Annotated in this window: 18 protein-coding genes; 9 read left to right on the forward strand and 9 right to left on the reverse strand. The window is 47.0% G+C overall.

The genetic code is table 11. The features are described from left to right. The 5 genes from KD145_RS02245 (at position 1) to KD145_RS02260 (ending at position 6,122) form a co-directional block, all read left to right on the forward strand. Positions 1 to 1,446: a RagB/SusD family nutrient uptake outer membrane protein gene (locus KD145_RS02245; protein ID WP_212004291.1), complete on the forward strand. Its 1,446-nt coding sequence runs from the start codon at positions 1 to 3 to the stop codon at positions 1,444 to 1,446. Between the two features lie 169 nt (positions 1,447 to 1,615). Then, complete coding sequence (locus KD145_RS02250) at positions 1,616 to 4,102, forward strand: PIG-L family deacetylase (protein WP_212004292.1); 2,487 nt, start codon at positions 1,616 to 1,618, stop codon at positions 4,100 to 4,102. A 5-nt stretch (positions 4,103 to 4,107) separates the two neighbouring features. Beyond that, positions 4,108 to 4,281: a hypothetical protein gene (locus KD145_RS02255; RefSeq protein ID WP_153260024.1), complete on the forward strand. Its 174-nt coding sequence runs from the start codon at positions 4,108 to 4,110 to the stop codon at positions 4,279 to 4,281. An 18-nt stretch (positions 4,282 to 4,299) separates the two neighbouring features. After that, entirely contained in the window at positions 4,300 to 4,431 is a 132-nt protein-coding gene (locus tag KD145_RS32425) for a hypothetical protein (protein ID WP_256441254.1), read from the forward strand. Then, positions 4,428 to 6,122, forward strand: coding sequence for a sodium:solute symporter (locus tag KD145_RS02260; protein WP_212004293.1), 1,695 nt, complete (start codon positions 4,428 to 4,430; stop codon positions 6,120 to 6,122). The genes KD145_RS32425 and KD145_RS02260 overlap by 4 nt, the downstream gene beginning before the upstream one ends. Positions 6,123 to 6,186: 64 nt before the next feature. Here the strand turns inward: KD145_RS02260 and KD145_RS02265 are convergent, their stop codons facing one another. The 5 genes from KD145_RS02265 to KD145_RS02285 form a co-directional block, all read right to left on the reverse strand. Further along, positions 6,187 to 7,041 carry a DUF2911 domain-containing protein gene (locus KD145_RS02265; protein ID WP_212004294.1) on the reverse strand — a complete coding sequence of 285 codons (855 nt, stop codon included), beginning with the start codon at positions 7,039 to 7,041 and terminating at the stop codon, positions 6,187 to 6,189. A 43-nt stretch (positions 7,042 to 7,084) separates the two neighbouring features. Next, positions 7,085 to 7,741, reverse strand: a complete 657-nt coding sequence (locus KD145_RS02270) for a response regulator transcription factor (protein ID WP_212004295.1) — start codon at positions 7,739 to 7,741, stop codon at positions 7,085 to 7,087. 123 nt (positions 7,742 to 7,864) lie between these two features. After that, complete coding sequence (locus KD145_RS02275; RefSeq protein ID WP_212004296.1) at positions 7,865 to 8,674, reverse strand: sensor histidine kinase; 810 nt, start codon at positions 8,672 to 8,674, stop codon at positions 7,865 to 7,867. Beyond that, entirely contained in the window at positions 8,661 to 9,311 is a 651-nt protein-coding gene (locus KD145_RS02280; protein WP_212004297.1) for a hypothetical protein, read from the reverse strand. The genes KD145_RS02275 and KD145_RS02280 overlap by 14 nt, the downstream gene beginning before the upstream one ends. Before the next feature lie 45 nt (positions 9,312 to 9,356). Further along, on the reverse strand, positions 9,357 to 9,788 hold the full coding sequence (locus tag KD145_RS02285; RefSeq protein ID WP_161964321.1) for a hypothetical protein: 432 nt from the start codon (positions 9,786 to 9,788) through the stop codon (positions 9,357 to 9,359). Between the two features lie 382 nt (positions 9,789 to 10,170). Here KD145_RS02285 and KD145_RS02290 point away from each other — a divergent pair, with 382 nt between their 5' ends. Then, the gene (locus KD145_RS02290; protein ID WP_212004298.1) at positions 10,171 to 11,064 is read left to right on the forward strand and encodes a hypothetical protein; all 894 of its coding nucleotides are present in this window, start codon (positions 10,171 to 10,173) and stop codon (positions 11,062 to 11,064) included. A 120-nt stretch (positions 11,065 to 11,184) separates the two neighbouring features. Here the strand turns inward: KD145_RS02290 and xerD are convergent, their stop codons facing one another. Next, positions 11,185 to 12,084 (reverse strand): site-specific tyrosine recombinase XerD, encoded by a 900-nt coding sequence (gene xerD / locus KD145_RS02295; RefSeq protein WP_212004299.1) that lies wholly within the window; start codon positions 12,082 to 12,084, stop codon positions 11,185 to 11,187. Between the two features lie 52 nt (positions 12,085 to 12,136). On the opposite strand from xerD, the gene KD145_RS02300 reads away from it, so the two are divergent. Then, positions 12,137 to 15,592 carry a pyruvate carboxylase gene (locus KD145_RS02300; protein ID WP_212004300.1) on the forward strand — a complete coding sequence of 1,152 codons (3,456 nt, stop codon included), beginning with the start codon at positions 12,137 to 12,139 and terminating at the stop codon, positions 15,590 to 15,592. A 337-nt stretch (positions 15,593 to 15,929) separates the two neighbouring features. On the opposite strand, the gene KD145_RS02305 is transcribed toward KD145_RS02300, so the two are convergent. After that, positions 15,930 to 16,346 carry a nucleoside-diphosphate kinase gene (locus KD145_RS02305; RefSeq protein WP_212004301.1) on the reverse strand — a complete coding sequence of 139 codons (417 nt, stop codon included), beginning with the start codon at positions 16,344 to 16,346 and terminating at the stop codon, positions 15,930 to 15,932. A 164-nt stretch (positions 16,347 to 16,510) separates the two neighbouring features. Here KD145_RS02305 and KD145_RS02310 point away from each other — a divergent pair, with 164 nt between their 5' ends. Both KD145_RS02310 and KD145_RS02315 read left to right on the forward strand, forming a co-directional pair. After that, positions 16,511 to 17,515 carry a bifunctional oligoribonuclease/PAP phosphatase NrnA gene (locus KD145_RS02310; protein ID WP_212004302.1) on the forward strand — a complete coding sequence of 335 codons (1,005 nt, stop codon included), beginning with the start codon at positions 16,511 to 16,513 and terminating at the stop codon, positions 17,513 to 17,515. Positions 17,516 to 17,555: 40 nt separating this feature from the next. Then, positions 17,556 to 18,449, forward strand: a complete 894-nt coding sequence (locus KD145_RS02315) for an FKBP-type peptidyl-prolyl cis-trans isomerase (RefSeq protein WP_212004303.1) — start codon at positions 17,556 to 17,558, stop codon at positions 18,447 to 18,449. A 100-nt stretch (positions 18,450 to 18,549) separates the two neighbouring features. Here KD145_RS02315 and KD145_RS02320 read toward each other — a convergent pair whose 3' ends face one another. Both KD145_RS02320 and cdaA read right to left on the reverse strand, forming a co-directional pair. Next, complete coding sequence (locus tag KD145_RS02320) at positions 18,550 to 18,942, reverse strand: thiol-disulfide oxidoreductase DCC family protein (protein ID WP_212004304.1); 393 nt, start codon at positions 18,940 to 18,942, stop codon at positions 18,550 to 18,552. Positions 18,943 to 18,974: 32 nt separating this feature from the next. Beyond that, positions 18,975 to 19,787: a diadenylate cyclase CdaA gene (gene cdaA / locus KD145_RS02325; protein WP_212004305.1), complete on the reverse strand. Its 813-nt coding sequence runs from the start codon at positions 19,785 to 19,787 to the stop codon at positions 18,975 to 18,977. Positions 19,788 to 19,798 lie beyond the last annotated feature (11 nt).

Raw genomic sequence — 19,798 nt, forward strand, 5'->3', positions numbered from 1 at the left:
ATGTTGCAACGATATAAACATATTGCCTGGATGTTAATAGCTACACTGGTTGCCAGCTGTAGTAAGGATTTTCTTAACCAGGACCCTCAGTCGGCTACGGAAACACGACATACCATTAAAGATCTGGCAGGGCTGCAAGCAGCCATTAACGGGGTGTATTCACTAATGCAAAATGAAAACTATTACGGCCGTACCATGTTACTGTTGCCGGACCTTCGGGCAGACAATGAGTATGTCAGTGTCGTCAACAGTAACAGGTACCGTAATCTGGATCAGTACATTGTAACAGCCAACGATGTTTATATCACCGATGCATGGAACCTGCTTTACAGAGTGGTAGCCAATGCCAATATGGTGATACAGAAAGGCCCTTCCGTATCACTGTTGCCCTTTGCTGCAGACAGCAGCGAAGCAGGACAGATTGTGGCGGAAGCCTATGCATTGAGAGGACTGGTATTTTTTGACCTGGTACGATTGTACGCGCAGGCTTACAACTATACGCCGGATGCCTCGCACATGGGAATTCCGCTGGCCACTACTACCAATATAGAAGAGGTACAGTCGCCTTCCCGCAGTTCTGTAAAAGACACTTATACACAGATCATCAGCGATCTGAATAAGGCAATCAGTCTTTTCCAGGAAAGCAAAAGTCCGGCCTTCTCGTCCGGCAGGCTCAATATACTGAGCGTAAAGGCTTTGCTGGCAAGGGTATTGCTGTATAAAGGAGATTGGGTAGCGGCAGAAGCCGCAGCCAGCTTTGTGATCAGCACCGGCAAGTATACATTGCTGCCAGGAGATAAGTTGGTCAGCGATTTTAGCCAGACAGGCAACAGTGAAACGATCTTTGAAATCATCAATACACCAACAGACAACCTTAGCACCGATGCGCTGAGTTATATGTTCAGCCAGATGGGTTACGGAGATGTACTGGCTACTGATGATATATGGAAAATATATAATGAAAAAGATGCACGACTGGGATTTATAAAAAGAGATAGACGTGCGGGCACCGGAGGAGAGAATCCGGCCAACATCGTTACCAAGTACAGGGATGTGGCCACGTTTGCGGAAGGTATTAAGGTGATGCGGCTGGCAGAGCTGTATCTTATCCGGGCAGAAGCGCTGGCCCATCTGGGTAGAGATGCAGATGCACAGCAAGCGTTGAATGATATTGTAAGAAGGGCTAATCCTGGTGCAGCGCCGGTAATGGCCACAGGCCAGGCCCTGTTGGATGCTATTGCGCTGGAAAGGCGCAAGGAGCTGGCCTTCGAAGGACACCGGCTTTTTGATCTGGCCCGCACCGGAGCGCCATTTATAAAGTATCTCGCCAACAACAAAACTATTTCCGTGGCTTTGCCCGGACCTAAAATAATCTTACCTATTCCCCAAAGAGAGCTGGATGCCAATCCAAATATACGCCACCAGCAAAACGAAGGATACAACTAATCTGAACCGCCTTTGTTGACAATTGGTTTTTGCAAGCTGGTTGGTTTTTGCTTGTAGGGTCCCGGTAACACACCGGGACCTTTTATTTTATTTCGCCGTTCAACCCAATTCTCTTCCTTCACATGAATTTATTCCTATTTTTGGCGACTCTGTAAATCACGTTTTATTCATGTTTTTAAGAATCCGCACTGCACTGGCTTTCCTGATCCTCCTGATTGCCAGCATACCTGCACTGGCACAACCATCACCCGTATGGAACGCTGCTGACATAAAACTGCAGCTGAAAAAGCTGGATACGCTGGGAAGCGTATTGTATCTGGCAGCCCATCCTGATGATGAAAACACCCGTTTGCTGGCTTTCCTGGCCAAAGAAAAACTTTATCGTACCGGCTACCTGTCACTCACCCGTGGTGATGGTGGTCAAAACCTCGTAGGCAACGAACAATCCGAACTATTGGGATTGATCCGTACCCAGGAACTGCTGGCAGCCCGTCGTATTGATGGCGCTGAACAGTTCTTCACCCGGGCACAGGACTTCGGTTTCTCCAAAAATCCAGCAGAAACATTTACCATCTGGGACAAGAAAAAAATCCTGGGTGATGTAGTATGGATGATCCGCAAATTCCAGCCGGATGTCATCATATGCCGTTTCCCGGCCGACAGTCGCGCCGGCCACGGACATCACACCGCCTCCGCTATGCTGGCGGCAGAAGCCTTCACCGCTGCCGCTGATCCCAAACAATATCCCGAACAACTCAAATATGTACAGCCCTGGAAAACAAAAAGGCTGTTGTGGAATACCTTCAATTTCGGTAATACCAATACCATCTCGGAAGACCAGTTCAAGGAGGATGTAGGCACCTACAATTATCTCCTGGGAAAAGGTTATGGAGAGATTGCTGCCGAAAGCCGCTCCCAGCATAAAAGCCAGGGTTTTGGCGTTCCTGCGGGCAGAGGTTCCAGCATGGAATATTTCCAGACCATCAAGGGTGATGCACCCCGCCATGAACTGCTGGATGATGTAAACACCAGCTGGTCACGTGTTGCTGGCGGCGCTGCTATCGGCAAAATGGTAGACAAGGCTATCCAGTCTTACCGTATGGAAGATCCGGGAGCTTCGGTGCCTGCGCTGCTGGAAATACGCAAAGCCATCCAGGCGTTGCCTGAGGGCTACTGGCGCAATCAGAAGCTGAAAGAAACAGAACAGCTCATCTATGCCTGCGCCGGCGTCTGGGCTGAGGCTTACAGCACTTCCCCCAGCGTAGTGCCAGGATACAGTATGGAAGCGACAGTACAGCTGATCAACCGCGGACATGTCCCTGTTAATCTTCGCAAAGTAGACCTGCCCGGTAAGTCGGACGCCATCGGCGCCCGCGAACTGGCTTACAATAAATTCAACAGCATCTCCCATACACTCACGGTACCGGCAGAAACAAAAATCTCACAGCCTTACTGGTTGTCTGAGTCACATCCGCTGGGTACTTACGAAATCCCTGATCCGTTACAGGTTGGCAATCCGGAAAATGTTCCGCCTCTCGTAGCCAGGATACACCTGGAAATAGGAGGGCAGGAGTTCCTGTTACAACGTCCGCTCCAGTACAAGTACACCGACCCGGTAAAAGGAGAACTATACGAACCATTAGTGATAGCGCCTCCTGTAGTGGCCAACCTGAATAACCAGGTATACATCTTTACCAGCAATCAACCACAAACAGTGCCTGTGAAGATCTCCGCTATGGCTGATGGCGTAACTGGCAACGTGCACCTGAAACTACCCGCGGGCTTTGCTGTAAAGGAAAGCAGCCTGCCTTTCAAACTGGAGAAAAAAGGCGATGAACTGGAACTGCGTTTCAGCATTCAACCGAAAGCAGCAGCGACCACCAATCAGGTAGACACGTTTACGGTAGTGATGGATTGTAACGGTAAAGCCTATACGCAAAGTATACAGCACATCCGCTATGATCATATCCCGCTGATCACCCTCTTCCCTGAAGCATCCGCGAGACTGGTAACCGTTGATCTGAAGCACAACGGCAACAAACTGGGATACATTCCCGGTGCCGGTGATCTGGTGGCTGCTTCCCTCAGACAGGTAGGCTACGATGTAACCGAACTGAGTGAAAAAGAAATCATGGGCAACCTGCTGGCTCAATACGATGCCATTATTGTTGGCGTACGCGCGTATAATACTAATCCCCGCATGAAGTACTGGCAAAGCCATCTGATGGATTATGTGAGCAAAGGTGGAACACTGCTGGTACAATACAATGTAAACAATCCGCTGGTGACGCAGGATCTGGGTCCATATCCGTTTAGCCTTTCCCGTGACCGGGTAACAGATGAAAAGGCCGCGGTGACCTTCCTGCAGTCGGATAGTCCTGTATTGCATTATCCCAATGAAATCAGCGCTGCTGATTTTAATGACTGGGTACAGGAGAGAGGATTGTATTTCCCTGTTAATATTGACAAAGCATATCAGAAACTGTTTTCGATGAATGATAAGGGAGAATCACCGCTGGATGGTTCTACCATTGTGGCGCAGTATGGCAAAGGCAGGTATGTGTATACAGGCCTGGCGTTTTTCCGTGAACTGCCTGCCGGTGTGCCCGGTGCCTATCGTTTATTTGTGAACCTGATTTCTGTTAAACAGCACTAGGCGAGATGGCAAAAAAACATGTACAGAACCGCCCCAGGCTGAGGATTGCAGCAATACTCTGCATCCTCCTGGGGCTGTTTATCGGATTTGAAATTAAAAGGGTCCATATCGGACTGCTGATTGGAATTGCGCTGGGACTACTGACCGGGAGCATGTGGTCCAAAAGCACTGATGATTGAATGTATAAATACTGAAGCATGACGGAAAAAGACCTGCAGGAAGAGAAACCACCACTGTTCCCGGCTTGGGGTTACTGGTATGTACTGGTGATCGGCTGGTTGGGGATGTTGATCATGCTCTTCTATTTATTCACCAAAACATATTCATGAGTTCTTTAGACTGGGTAGTACTCGTTTCTACCCTTACCATCATTATACTGTATGGCATCTGGAAAAGCCGGGGAAAACAAAACATGGAAAGTTATTTCCTTGGCAACCAGGCTATGCCATGGTATATTGTCCTGTTGTCTATTATAGGCACCCAGGCCAGTGCTATTACTTTTATATCAGCTCCCGGTCAGGCCTATACGGACGGGATGCGGTTTGTACAATATTATTTCGGGCTGCCACTGGCTATGGTAGTGCTTTGTATCACCTTTGTACCTATCTTTCATAAACTGAAAGTATATACGGCCTATGAGTTTTTAGAAAAGAGATTTGACCTGAAAACCCGTACGCTGGCGTCTTTCCTGTTTCTGGTACAGCGGGGCCTTTCTACCGGCATCAGTATCTGTGCACCCTCCATTATTTTATCATCACTGTTGGGCTGGAATCTTTACTGGACCAATATGATCATGGGCGGTATGCTGATCATCTATACGGTGGCCGGCGGTACCCGGGCTGTTGCCTATACGCAGACTTTACAACTGGCCATCATTTTTGGAGGTATGTTCCTGGCAGGCTGGATGGTAGTGCATTTGCTGCCAGCGGATATTGGCTTTAAACAGGCATTGCAGGTGTCAGGCAAAATGGACAAGCTGAATGTGATTGTAACCAAATTTGACTGGAACGATAAGTACAATATCTGGAGCGGGTTGATAGGCGGGTTTTTCCTGGCACTGTCCTATTTCGGGACTGACCAGTCGCAGGTAGGGCGTTACCTGACGGCCCGTTCCGTAAAGGAAAGCCGTATGGGCCTGTTGATGAATGGTCTGGTAAAAGTACCAATGCAGTTCCTGATTCTGTTGATCGGTGCCATGGTATTTGTGTTTTACCTCTATTTCCGCGCACCTATTTTCTTCAACGAATCTCAGTTGGCCCGTGTGCGTAACACCTCTCAGGGGCCTGCCTTACAACAGCTGGAAAACCAGTATAATTCACTGAGTACACTCAAACAGCAACAGGTAAAAGACCTGGCAGCAGCCCTGGAAACCAAGGATGCCGCCAGTACTGACATCGCCAAAAAAGCACTGCTGCAAACGGATGAACAGGCACTGGCTATCAGGAAAGAGGCACTGACGCTGATGAAAAAGGCCGATCCTACTGCCGATACCAACGATACGAATTACATCTTTCTGCATTTTGTAGTCAACAGTCTTCCCAAAGGATTGGTGGGCCTGCTGGTCGCTATCATTTTCCTGGCGGCATGGGGTAGTATTGCTGCAGCGCTCAATTCGCTGGCTTCCACTACAGTGATAGATGTATACCAGCGTTTGTATAACGGTCACGCCACTCCGGAGCATTATATGCGTATCTCCAAATTGTGGACTTTGATATGGGGCGTATTTTGTATTGTGGTGGCGCAGTTTGCCAGTGGGCTGGGAAGTTTGATTGAAGTGGTGAATATATTGGGCTCCTGGTTCTACGGTGTTACACTGGGAATTTTTATGGTAGCGTTTTACCTGAAGCGGGTAGGAGGTACAGCCACCTTCTGGGCTGCCATTGCCGCTGAGGCAGTGGTGCTGGTGATGTACGGGTTGGAGCAGGTATCTTTCCTTTGGCTCAACGCTATCGGGTGTATACTGGTAATTGTTTTTGCAACGATTCTGCAGCCTTTCATAAAGAAACCGGCACTTTCATAAAATGACAGCGGGATTTAAAATAATGATATTTTAAATCCCGCTGTCAGCATTAAATCAGGAAGAATTATTTCAATGTGGCCAGCAACTTGTTGTTGAGTGCTACATAGTCATCATTTTTAGCAGCTTTCGCCAGCTCGATGGATTTCAGAGCAGCTTCTTTGGCGCCTTTCACATCTTTTGCTTTCGCATAGATTCTGGCTTTCTGATAGAAAACCCAGAATGCATCCGGACTCTGAGCAGCGGCCTGGTCTATCCATGTTTTGGCTTTGTTGATGTCCAGGTTGTGCTCCAGGTAATAAAATGCAGCCTGGAAGTATGGTTTTTTGTCGCCGGGAGCAGCCATGGCGGCTTCTATCTGTCCTACGATTTTGTCGTTGATGTCGGCAGTGATTTTTACCGGCACTTTAACTTTTTCCCAGCTGATAGCCAGTGTCATAGAGGATTCCAGCACATCTTCAAAGTCGATGGTGAAGCTTTCCTGAGATGCAGGAAGTGCTACTGGTTTTACATTAACACGGGCAATGTCATTTTCCTTTTTGTACATGGAAGGGCTGTTTACGTCGAGGCTGCTGGAGAGGATCACGGTCCATTCTTTGGCACCGGGGATCGTGAGCAGTCCGTATTTGCCGGCTTTCACAGGTACTCCGCCGAATTTCACATCTTCACCGAAGGTAATAACGGTAGGGGAATTGGCGCCGGTTCTCCATACTTTGTTGTAAGGAACAACGTCACCCATGATCACCCTGCCTTTTTTTACCGGACGGGAATAGCTGAGCTCTACATTGGAAAGAGCAAAGTCCTGTTTTACAGTCTGGCCCGGGCTGGGAGCTGGCATTTTGATTCCCTGCGCTACAGAAGCACCAGCGTATAACAGCAGCATGGCTGCGGCAGATGCTGTGAAATTTTTAACAGTTTTCATATTAGGTTCTATTAATTGGTGGCAATGAAGGGAAGAGGGATGGTTATTCGATCAATCCATTACGGAATGCATATAACACCAGTCCTACGCTGTTTTTTACATTCAGCTTTTCCAGCAGTTTTTGCCGGATACCTTCCACGGTACGGGGGCTCAGGAATATCTTCTCGGAAATTTCCTGTGTCGTGTATTCGTTACAGATAAGCTTTAACACTTCCTGCTCCCGGTCGTTGAGTTGTATTTCATTTTTAAGCGTAGGCTTGAATTGTTGTTTATTCTTGTGTAGAACTTTCTTTAATAGTGCCAGATTTACGTTTTCATTAAAATAAAAGCCTTTCTCATAGGTAGTGCAGATGGCTTCATAAATTTCTTCCGGATCAGCGTTTTTCAGGAGATAGGCGTTGGCGCCGTTTTCTACCAGATGAACGATAAAGTTGTCGTCTTCATACATAGTAAGGATAATAATCTTTACGTTGGGATATTTCTCCTTTACTTTGATGGTGGCTTCTATGCCATCCATATTGGGCATTTTCAGGTCCATCAGGATAACGTCCGGCTGCTGTTGTTCCATGATCTCCAGCAGGTGAAGGCCGTCATCTGCCTCAAAGACAAAGCGGATATTTTCATACGGAATCAGCGTGTTGATCACTCCACTGCGGAAAATCTTGTGATCATCCGCAATGGCCACTTTGATGTGCGCCATAGTGAACAGTTTATAGAGAGGTAATTATAATTATTTTATTGTTAATAAATAGCTGTAAGTCATGTTGTTACATAGATATACAACAAAACCGGATGGCAATTTAGTAATAAAACAACATATACATCAACTATTCGGTGCCGGCACTTGATAATTTTCTACATGGATGGTAGCAACAGTACCTTTCGGAGCACCAGAAGTGAATTGGATATCTCCGCCAATAATATTAAGCCGGCTTTCGATGTTTTTGAGACCCAGGCTACCGGTTTTCTTTTTACTGCTTTCCAGAGAGGGCAGCAGCTGGCCATTTCCATCATCCGCAACGGTGATAGTAAGCAGGGAAGGAGTGGTCTGGTAGGTAATGGTTACCTCCGAGGCCTGGGCATGTTTAAGAATATTGTTGATCAGTTCCTGCACAACGCGGTAAACGTTCAGTGCTTTCTCTTTGTCTACCGACTGCCCATTACCAGCTACTTCAAAGTTGATTTTAACCTGTTTGTTTTTGTTCATCAGGTTACAGAAAGAGTCCAGTGCATGGGCCAGTCCCAGATTTTCCAGGGCCTGTGGATGCAGGCTCTGGGAGATGAACCGGAGTTGTTGTATTATAAGGTCGGTGAAGTCTTTGGTTTCTTTCAGCCGTTCTGCCTCACCATTGCCGGTTTTGAGCAATGGCAACAGGCCACCCAGATTCAGCTTGAGTACAGATAGTTGGGCACCTACTTCATCATGCAGGTCTTCAGCAATTCTTTTTCTTTCCTGTTCCTGTCCTTGCAATACTGCTATCAATCTTTCCCTTTGCAGTTGAAGATCTTTATCTCTGATAAGCAATTTGTGTTGAATAACCTGTTTTTGCTGAAACATCACCAGCAGAATCACGATGACTCCAAGGATTAACATTACTGTAGTACCAATTACAATAATATCAATTGTCTGCATACCCAAACCTTTTATTTTTTGAGAGCCCAATATACAGCAGAAACATGGCAATCATAGCAATTACATAGTTAATACTTAGCAAAGTAAGGATCATTGCCTGGGCGTTGTTCTGATTGGTGTTCTGGATGAGGTTATAGCTAATGGAAAACAGAAAGGAGCTGCAGAAGTATATAAAGATGGCAGCATTATACCAGAATACGGGGAGGGTATTGATGTAGATGGCTTTTTCAATAAGCTCTTTATCGGTCATTAACTGAAGGAAAAAGATAATACCATAAGCGATGATAATGCCGGATTTGAGGCCTGCACTAATAGAGTTATAGGATTTAAGGCCTTCAATCATCCCGGCATCTACCAGACATAGCCCAAATACCAGTATAGGAAGCAGGGTAATTACCTGTTTGATGGTAGTATGCTTGATGATTCTGAGGTAGAAAAGAGACAGGATAATAAACTGAACAAAATTCATCAGGCTGAAAAACCACATATTGTTTAAACCCGCATTGGAAAGGGCCGCAGATCCTGCTGCAAAAAACACACTGCTGATGATATAAAAGCAGGCCCATTTACCGGGAATATCCAATGTTTTATATCTTAACAGGAAGGGGATCAAAATTAAAACTTCGATCCCCATCATAGTGTAAAATATACCAAGAAATATATTCAGATTCACGATGCGATTTTAGGGTTGTGTAGGTGGTTTAGTTGTGCCTCCTCCTCCTCCAGAGCAGTATTGCGGACAAGGAAGTCCCTGGTCGAGTATTTTGGCAGATACCATACTTTTGGCTACAGAACCAGTGGCCGGATCACCTGCCGGAGGCAGAATGTCATTACCATCGCTGTCTACAGCTACCAGTACCATTTTCTTTTCTTTAATGCCATCACCATCTGTATCGATTTTCAGGCCGTAATAAATTCTCAGCGCTGTGCAATCGGGATGGTCCAGCAGTTCCATTACTTTGTCTTTACCAAAGCACATGGCTTTAACATGTCCGCCCAGCGCTTTCTGCTGTGCATGCTCGTCATCATGATTTTTGGTCAGTATTTCCATTTCCTCCCTGGAAATAAAGCCACCTGCATCTGCAGGAATAGGTCTTTGTGTAGAATCACTCATAGTGGGTAGTTTAAGGTTTGGGGTAAAATTATCACAATATTACACTATTACAATATTGAATGTACTATGTCTGAAATAGCCCGGGAAAAGCCCCTTTCAGGCAAAGTCTTACTGACAGGGAATTGTATATATATAAAGATTACAGGTAGTTACTGAAATAACGTAACACCCACTGTAAAATACGTATAAATACGCATTCTTACATTTCAGGTTTCCAACGCTTGACAGCTTACAGATTGTTATTAATCTTTGTGGGAACAACCGTGTTATTTTTTAAAGATACATTGGATCTGTAGATACTATCAGGCCTTTCTACCATGTTTGTTTTTTATTTAGTATGCAGAGGGTTTTACTCGTTACCCCCTTTCTTAAATTAAAAACCATGAGTTACCTGTTAATTGGAAACATCTCTGCGCTTATTTGTGACGATTGCATAGAGCCCCTGGCAAACGCACGGATACGCGTATACCTGCCGGATACACGGTATCCGGCCACATGCCAGCCGAAAGGTATTTTTAATGACCTGCAGCCATTGTCTGCCAAAGATGTATTGATGAAGGCTGATCGTTTGCTGGCAGAAACTACACTGGATGATCAGGGAAATTTTACCCTGGCCTGGCAGGAAGTACACCTTTTCACCGAACCACTTGAACTGGACCTTTGTCTGGATACCCTTCCAGGAGGTAACGGTTCTATACAGCCCCGCAACTTTCATCTCTGCAGCGCCGTCTTGCACTGGAAGCGCGGAGCAGATGGTTATATCGGAGCCTATGCCTATGTGGTGCCTTCCGCCATGTGGAGCAAAATATGTGGTGATGCCGGCGCATGGGTGATCACCGGTACCATAAAACGGCACCGGCCCGTCATCCAACAGCCCATCCTCAGAGTGGAAGCTTATAATGCCATTTCCGGTAAAATGATCGGACATGCCTATACGAACGAATATGGCCGATATACCTTGCGTTTTTCCAGGAAAGACCTGTATAATGGTACGCTGCAACCTGTAAAGCAGGGGCGCTGCCATATGGGGCCCGACGTGTATTTCCGGATTTACCAGCAGGACCGGTTGGTGCTGTCAGAAAATGAAGAGCAGGCTGCTGCACCGGAACGTCAGGACCTTGCGCCCTGCAGCTGCGTGAATCTCCGCTACCGGCCTTCAGTAGTCAAATGGGCCTCCGGGCATATACAGGGATGGATCAACGATGTGATTACCCTCTCCGGTGGCAGAAGTAAAAAGAAACGGGAACAGCTGCGGCTCACCAACGCCCTTCTTTAACCGGATACGTTTGTTGTAAAAAGTCATTGTTTAGAATGCCTCTGAAGTAATTTCAGCAAGTCCCCTTGTTTGAAACCCTTCCATGGTCTGACAGCTGCCCGTAATGGCGGCTGTCTTTTTTTAAAACCGGGGATGATAACGGGAAAGGGTATCCCGCAGGTACTCCCTATCGATATGTGTATAGATTTCTGTGGTGGAAATGCTTTCATGACCCAGCATCTGTTGTACCGCCCTGAGATCAGCCCCGCCTTCCACCAGATGTGTGGCGAAAGAATGCCGGAAGGTATGGGGAGACACATTTTTTTGGATGCCGGCCATCTCCGTCAGCTCCTTAATGACCAGGAAAATCATAACCCGGCTAAGCTGTCCGCCGCGGCGGTTGAGGAACAGTGTATCTTCTTCCCCGTACTTAACGGGCAGGTTTATACGGATATTACGACGGTAAATATCGATGTGCCGCATGGCGTCCCGGCCAATAGGTACCATCCGTTCTTTGTTACCCTTACCTACCACCCGGATAAATCCCACGTCCATATGCAACTGCGTGATCTGCAGATTAATGACCTCGCTTACGCGCAGGCCGCAGCTGTACATCGTTTCCAGGATCGCCTTGTTGCGGTGCCCTTCCGGCGTATCCAGTTTTATCTGAGCGATGATTTTTTCGATTTCATCGAAACTGAGTACATCCGGTAGTTTACGTTGCAGCTTGGGAGCTTCCAGCAGCTGGGTGGGGTCTTCCTGGGTCATGTCTTCCAGCAGCAGGAATTTATAAAAAGCCTTAATGCCCGAAATAGTGCGGGCCTGCGAGGCCGGCGTCATACCTAGTTTACTGACCCACTGTACACAGCCTTGCAGGTCTGCCAGCGTAACATCCTGCGGACGAAGTTTTTCACCACCGTGGGCCTGGAGGTACTGCTCCAGTTTCTCAACGTCCCTTAAATAGGCCTCTATCGAATTGTCTGACAGAGACCGCTCCAATTTCATATATCCTTTAAACAGTTTCCGGAATGATGCCCACATATTGTGGGCAAGTTAAAAGTTTTCCCCTATTTTTAAATCATAACTCCATGATATGTCTACCCCATCCTTCAGAAAAATATCCAAATTGCTGGTGGCCAACCGTGGCGAAATCGCGGTACGTGTACTCAGGGCCGCCGCAGAACTGCGTATCAGAACGATCGCTGTTTTTACTTATGAAGACAGATATTCCCTCCATCGTTATAAGGCCGACGAGGCTTATCAGATAGGACGTGATGACGAGCCGCTGAAGCCCTATCTCGATATTGAAGGGCTTATCAACCTGGCTAAAACCCAGCACGTGGATGCTATTCATCCCGGTTATGGTTTCCTGAGTGAGAATGTACACTTTGCCCGTCGCTGCCAGGAAGAGGGTATTATTTTCGTAGGTCCGTCACCGGAGATCATGGCCCGGCTGGGAGACAAGGTAGCTGCCAAAGCCCTGGCCCGTGAAGCGGAAGTGCCGCTGATAGAGGACAGCAGGCTGCCGCTGGAAGATGTGGCCACTGCTTTGCAGGAGGCACGTCGTATAGGCTTCCCGGTGATGCTGAAAGCGGCGGCCGGCGGCGGTGGACGGGGGATGCGGATGGTGCCCGGGGAAGCCGCCCTGGAAAGGGCTTTCCTGGAAGCCAGCAGCGAGGCGGCCAAGGCTTTCGGAGATGATACCATCTTCATAGAAAAATTCATAGAAGAACCCAAACATATAGAGGTGCAGCTGATGGGAGACCATTATGGTAACATCATACATCTCTATGAGCGGGACTGCTCCGTTCAGCGCCGTTTCCAGAAAGTGGTGGAAATAGCACCCTCCCCCAATCTGCCCCAGCATACCCGTGATAAGTTATATGAATACGCCCTTCGTCTGGCACACCGGGTGGATTTTAATAATGTGGGCACAGTAGAGTTTCTGGTGGACAAGGCTCACCACATCTATTTTATAGAAGTGAACCCACGTATACAGGTAGAACATACCGTAACCGAAGAAGTGACCGGGATCGACATTGTTCGTTCCCAGATACTGATAGCGCAGGGACACCGGCTATCGGATCCGGAAATATTCCTCCGGGGTCAGGATGATGTACAACTCAACGGATTTGCCATTCAGTGCCGTATCACCACCGAAGACCCGGAGAATAATTTTACACCTGACTATGGCACCGTCATCGCCTACCGCAATGCCGGTGGCTTCGGGATACGGCTGGATGAGGGCAGCACCTATTCAGGAGTGAAGATCTCGCCGTTTTTTGATTCCATGCTGGTAAAGGTGACCGCCTGGGGTCGAACATTATCGGGCGCTGCAGGCAGGCTGCACCGCACTTTACGGGAATTCCGTATCAGAGGGGTGAAGACCAATATCCGCTTCCTGGAAAACGTGATCACCAATGATGTTTTCCGGAAGGGGAATTGTACCGTGGCTTTTATAGACCAGCATCCGGAGCTGTTTAAACTATCACAGATACGGGACCGGGGTACCAAAACACTGATGTACCTGGCCAATGTAACGGTAAATGGTCATCCCGATATAAAGGGCCGGCCAGAGAGCAGGACCTTCCGTACACCGGTCATTCCTTCCTATGAACCACTGAAGCCCTATCCGGCCGGTATGAAAAACCGCCTAGAGGAAATGGGGCGGGAGGCTTTCGTACATTGGCTGCGACAGGAAACACCGGTCTATTATACAGACACCACCTTCCGTGACGCGCACCAGAGTTTGCTGGCCACAAGGGTGCGTACCAGGGATATGCTGGCCGTAGCAGAGAGTTATGCCAAAAACAATCCGGAGATATTTTCCATGGAGGTTTGGGGTGGGGCCACCTTCGATGTGGCCATGCGTTTTCTGCATGAATGCCCCTGGCGGCGACTGCAGCTGTTACGTAAAGCGATGCCTAACATCCTGTTACAGATGTTGTTCCGGGGATCTAACGCTGTCGGCTACTCGGCGTATCCCGAAAACCTGATAGCGGCTTTTATAGAAAAGGCCGCAGAGAACGGGATCGATATATTCCGCATCTTCGATTCCCTGAACTGGGTGGAAGCGATGGCGCCCAGCATCCGGTTTGTACGGGAACGCACCAACGCTATAGCCCAGGCGGCCATCAGTTATACTGGTGATGTATTGAGGCCGGCCAATAATAAATATACGTTGCAGTACTATACAGACCTGGCCCGGAAACTGGAAGACGCCGGTGCGCATATGCTGGCTGTCAAGGATATGGCTGGCCTGCTGAAACCTGAGGCGGCCACGGTATTGATCGGAACACTCCGTAACGCTGTGCAGCTGCCGGTAGTATTGCATACACATGATACGGCCGGAGTACAGGCGGCTACTTATCTTAAAGCTATAGAAGCGGGCGTGAGTGTGGTGGATACTGCCATTGCCTCCCTTAGTGGTCTCACTTCCCAACCCAATCTTAATTCCATGGCGGCTGTGATGGATAGTCATGCCCGCGGTAGCCGGATGAATCTGGCTTCCCTGAATGAGCATAGTAATTACTGGGAGGATGTGAGGGAATATTATTATCCTTTTGAGTCAGACATGAAAGCCGGTACGGCACAGATCTATGAGAATGAAATCCCTGGTGGGCAGTATTCCAATCTGCGCCAGCAGGCGGAGTCGTTGGGGCTGGGAGACAAGCTGGAGGAAATCAAACAGAACTATGCTGCTGTAAACCAGCTCTTTGGCGACATCGTCAAGGTGACCCCCAGTTCCAAGGTGGTAGGTGATATGGCCTTGTTTATGACCAGCAACCAGCTGACTGCGGAAGATGTATTGGATGAAACCCGTAACCTGGCGTTTCCGGCGTCGGTAAAAGGCTTTTTCCGGGGAGAGCTGGGTGTGCCATATGGTGGGTTCCCGCCAAAACTACAGCAGATAGTATTGAGAGGGGAACAACCTTTGGCCGGCAGGCCTAATGAGCACCTGGCCCCGGTGGATTTTGAGGCGGACTTTGGTGCTTTCCGGGAAAAGTATCCGCATGCGGAATTTCTGGACTACCTGAGTTATCATATGTTCCCCAAGGTGTTTGATGAGTACTATCAGCATGCGATGGTGTTTGGTAATGTAGAGGCGATCCCTACGCCTGCTTTTTTCTACGGACTGAAACAGGGAGAAGAAATCCTTATTACACTTAGTAAGGGGAAGACGATTATTGTCAAGCTGTTGTATGTATTACCAGCAGATGAGCATGGTATGCGTACGGTGGTGTTCGAGCTGAATGGGTATGCACGTAAGATACAGGTAAGGGATCATTCGGTAAAAAGTGTGGTGGTGGAGAATAAAAAGGTAACCGACCCGGCGGTGGAAATAGGAGCACCTTTGCCGGGAAAATTGTCGAAGGTATTGGTGCATTCAGGAGACGTGATTACACCTAATATGCCATTGTTTATAATTGAAGCAATGAAGATGGAAACAACGGTAACGGCTACTCGTGAAGGAAAGGTGAAAGGGGTGCGGTTAGGGGAGGGAAGTATGGTACAACAGGATGATTTGGTGATTGAAATTGAAAAATAGTGATTTTTTTGAAGTATAGGATTAGGTAATTTGTGTTTTTGTATTGAAAATGAGTTGTTTGTGATGGTTTAATTTGTGATCTTTAAACCAGTTATTTCCTAATGAAAGCTGGGATTTATAGCCTGAAAATCAAGCCTTGAATCCGTTTTGCCGATTGAAATATGTCAAATGTCTGGCTATCTACTCTGGTACTTTAAGTAAACTGATATAAATCATTTAAAATCAATTTTTTAAAACAAAAAAATAACCTGATTTCTTACAAGCGGAACCAAATGTCCGTCATGGTTTGAAATCAGGTTATTTATGCTTTCAGGTGGCTGTAAAAGTCACCGGCAGATTAGAATTTTTCCAGGGCGCTGAAGAAGAAGTCACCTTCGATCAGTGCATTTTCGTTAGAGTCGGAACCGTGAACAGCGTTACGGCCGATAGACTCAGCGTATTTTTTACGGATAGTACCTTCTTCTGCATTGGCAGGGTTGGTAGCTCCGATCAGGTTACGAAAATCTTCTACTGCATTTTCTTTCTCCAGGATAGCTGCTACAATGTGCCCGCTGCTCATGAATTCAACCAGTTCACCGTAGAAAGGTCTTTCTTTGTGTACTGCGTAGAATTCGCCTGCTTTCGCTGATGACAGATGGGTCATTTTCATGGCTACGATACGGAAACCTGCGGCATTGATCATGTTCAGGATGCCACCAATATGCCCGTTTGCTACCGCGTCAGGCTTAATCATTGTAAATGTTCTGTTGCTCATATATGTTTTATTCCGAATTACAGATTAGGCCGCAAAAGTAATTACATTTTCTTTAGTGGTAAAAAATTTTGAAATTCTGCATCAAATAAAGATCTTCGCACTTCGTTTTCTGTCGCAATGGATTGGTTGTGACCAGAAATTACTCTTAACATTACAGTTTTTGAATGAAGTCGATCGAGGAAATTAAACCTTTACTGGAAAATCCTAAGAAAGTGGTAGTAACGATGCATCAGAAACCTGATGCGGACGCAATGGGATCTTCACTGGCATTATACCACTATCTGGTACAAAAAGGCCACCAGGTGACTGTAATATCTCCTACCAATTTTCCGGATTTTTTAAAATGGATGCCCGGAGCAGATAGCGTGATTGATTTTGAGTCTTCTACCGACAAAGCACTGGAAGCACTGAAAGGTATTGAACTGCTATTCTGTCTGGACTTCAACGCGTTATATCGCACCAAAAATCTGGCGCCTCACCTGGAAAATCTCAACTGTGTCAAAATACTGATTGATCATCACCTGGAGCCTCATCCCAGTTTTGATTACGGTGTCAGCGATACTTCCGCCAGTTCAACTGCACAGCTGGTTTATGAAACCATCTACAAGCTGGGAGACGAGCGGTTGATCAATCTGAACATCGCCGAGTGCATCTACGCTGGAACGGTAACAGATACCGGCTCCTTCCGTTTTGCCTCTACTACTGCCCGTGTTCACCGGATGGTAGCAGACCTGATGGATAGAGGATTGAAACATGAACTGATCCATCAGGAAATATATGATAACTTCCTGGAAAACCGCCTCCGCTTCCTGGGCCACAGCCTCCTGAACCGGATGGAAGTATTCTATGAATATAATACGGCTATGCTCGCCATCCCTTATTCCGACCTGAAACGGTTTGACCTTCAGACCGGTGATACAGAAGGACTGGTGAATTTCCTGCTCTCTATTCAGGGTATTAAGATGGCTGCGCTGATCATTGACCGTAACTCAGAAGTGAAATTATCTTTCCGCTCGAAAGGAAACTTTGATGTAAACACTTTCGCCCGGAAATACTTCGACGGAGGCGGGCATTTCAACGCCTCTGGCGGTAGAAGCACCGATTCTTTGGAAAAAACAGTGAACCGATTTATTAAGGCAGTAGAAGAAAACGAAACACTTTTACAATAGTATAACTGTTACTAAGTATATCAACTACTAATACAATCAAATGAAAAGAAACAATCAGTTATTAGTTGCAGCGTTAGGCTTATTGATAGCCAGCTGCGGAACAGGTGTTAAAAAAACACCAGGCGGTATTGAATATATCGTTCACAAATCCGGCAGCGGAGCACAACTGAAGCTGGGAGATACCGCCCTGATGAATGTGACTCAGCGCATTAACGACTCTATCCTGGGTGAATCCCGTAAAATCGTGGGAGCTCCTATTCCCGTGCTGATCTCCAAACCACAGAATAAGTACGACCTGATGGAAGGCCTCGCCCTCCTGCACGAAGGTGACAGTGCTACTTTTGTAATTCCCTGGGATTCATTACCGGCTAACGAGCGTCCTCCATTCGGTAAAAAAGGCGACAAACTGAAAATCACTTTCGCGGTTGAAAATAAATTCTCTGCTGCAAGCCAGAAAGAGAAAGATGAGAAAGCGATCAAGGAATACATGGAGAAAAACAAAATCAACGCTACTAAAAACCCTGATGGTGTATACATCGCTGTTACCCAGGAAGGTACCGGCAGCACACCTAACCCAGGTGACACCGTAGTAGTACACTATACTGGTAAACTGACTTCCGGTAAAGTATTTGACTCCAGCCTGGATTCTACGCTGCGTCCTGGTATGCCTTTAGAGCCTATCAAATTCCCGATTGGCCGCGGTTTCGTAATCAAAGGCTGGGATTCCGGTCTGAGCGGACTGAAAAAAGGTTCCAAAGCAACACTGCTGATTCCTTCTACACTGGCTTACGGTTTACAAGGTAGCCCTCCGGCAATTCCTGGTAACTCCATCCTGGTGTTCGACGTTCAGCTGGTTGATATCAAACCTGGTGCACCCGAACCAACAGCTCCGGTAGCAGCTACTCCTGCTCCAGCTCCTGCTAAGAAGAAATAATTACCCTGCCTCCGGCAGATAAATCATAAAGCCTCATTATTAAACTGTTGATGTTTGATAATGAGGCTTTTAGTTTGCAATTATGAGCGGAGGAATTTTTTTATTGCAGAAACCTGCTCCTGATCTCCGGCGTAGGTATCATACAACTGTCTTTTTTCCCGAACCAACGGTAACGGTTACGCGCAATAAGGGAATAAACAGCATCGCGGATAAAGCGGGGTATTATAATAAAAGCATACATCCCTCTCCAGGGAAAGGGGAGTTGCCGGGCTACCCGGAGGGCTGCCGTACTTTTCGTATATACTTTTCCGTTTTGTACCAGTACAAACGTCTCCAGCCGGCTGGTATCGAAATGGAGGGACGTACCTAATGCCGCGGCAGTTTCTGATTGTAAGGGGGCAAAGCGAAAGCGTCCTTGCCGGTCGTGACGGATCACAAAATTGATGCTGGCATCACAGAAATTACAAACCCCGTCAAATAAGATAATGTCCATAGGTTATCATTGTGGCGTTCACGTTAATATGCTCATGCATAACCATCAATCAACACTTCATACAGTTTTACTTTAAGGTCTTCCAGTGAAACGTCGGTCTCCAGATTGCCGTCCTGCGCGTAGGAAATAGTACCTCTTTCTTCAGAAACGATGATGGCCAGGTTGTCACTGTGCTCGGTGATGCCTACTGCAGAGCGGTGGCGCAAACCTACCCTTGTAGGCAGATTGGGATTTTCCGAAACAGGCAGGATTACTTTAGCCGCCAGGATTTTGTTGCCTACAATGATCAGAGCACCGTCGTGCAGGGGACTGTGTTTTTCGAATATACTTTCTATCAGTTTGGAACTAACGTTGCCGTCGATGGGAATGCTGGAGGCGGTGTCAAATTTCAGACGGTAGGTGGTGGCAATTACGATCAGCGCACCGGTATAGGTGGCCTGCATATGGCTCACTGCTACAATCACCTCATTAATAATATTTTCTTCGTCTTTGTAGCTTTTAAATTTGTCGGGCAGGAAGAGTTTAGTCAGAAAGCTGTCTTTGCTCAAAGGGGTCTTCTTGCCAAGCACTAGCAGGAACTTGCGGATCTCCGGCTGAAAGATAATGATGATGGCGATGATGCCCACATTGATGAAGTTCTGGAGGATGCTGGTGAGAATAGGCATCTGCAGAGCCCTGACCAGAAAAAAAACGGCATATACCATCAGAAGCCCTACAAAAATATTGAAGGCCAGGCTACCTTTTAATAAACGATACAGTTGAATAATTAAAAAAACGACTATCAGCAGGTCCAATACGTTCAGCCAGCGAAACTCATATCCATATAATTGTATTACTTCCTTCATAATTGTAAAAA

Origin of the sequence: Chitinophaga sp. HK235, from assembly GCF_018255755.1 — a bacterium.
Lineage (GTDB): Bacteria > Bacteroidota > Bacteroidia > Chitinophagales > Chitinophagaceae > Chitinophaga.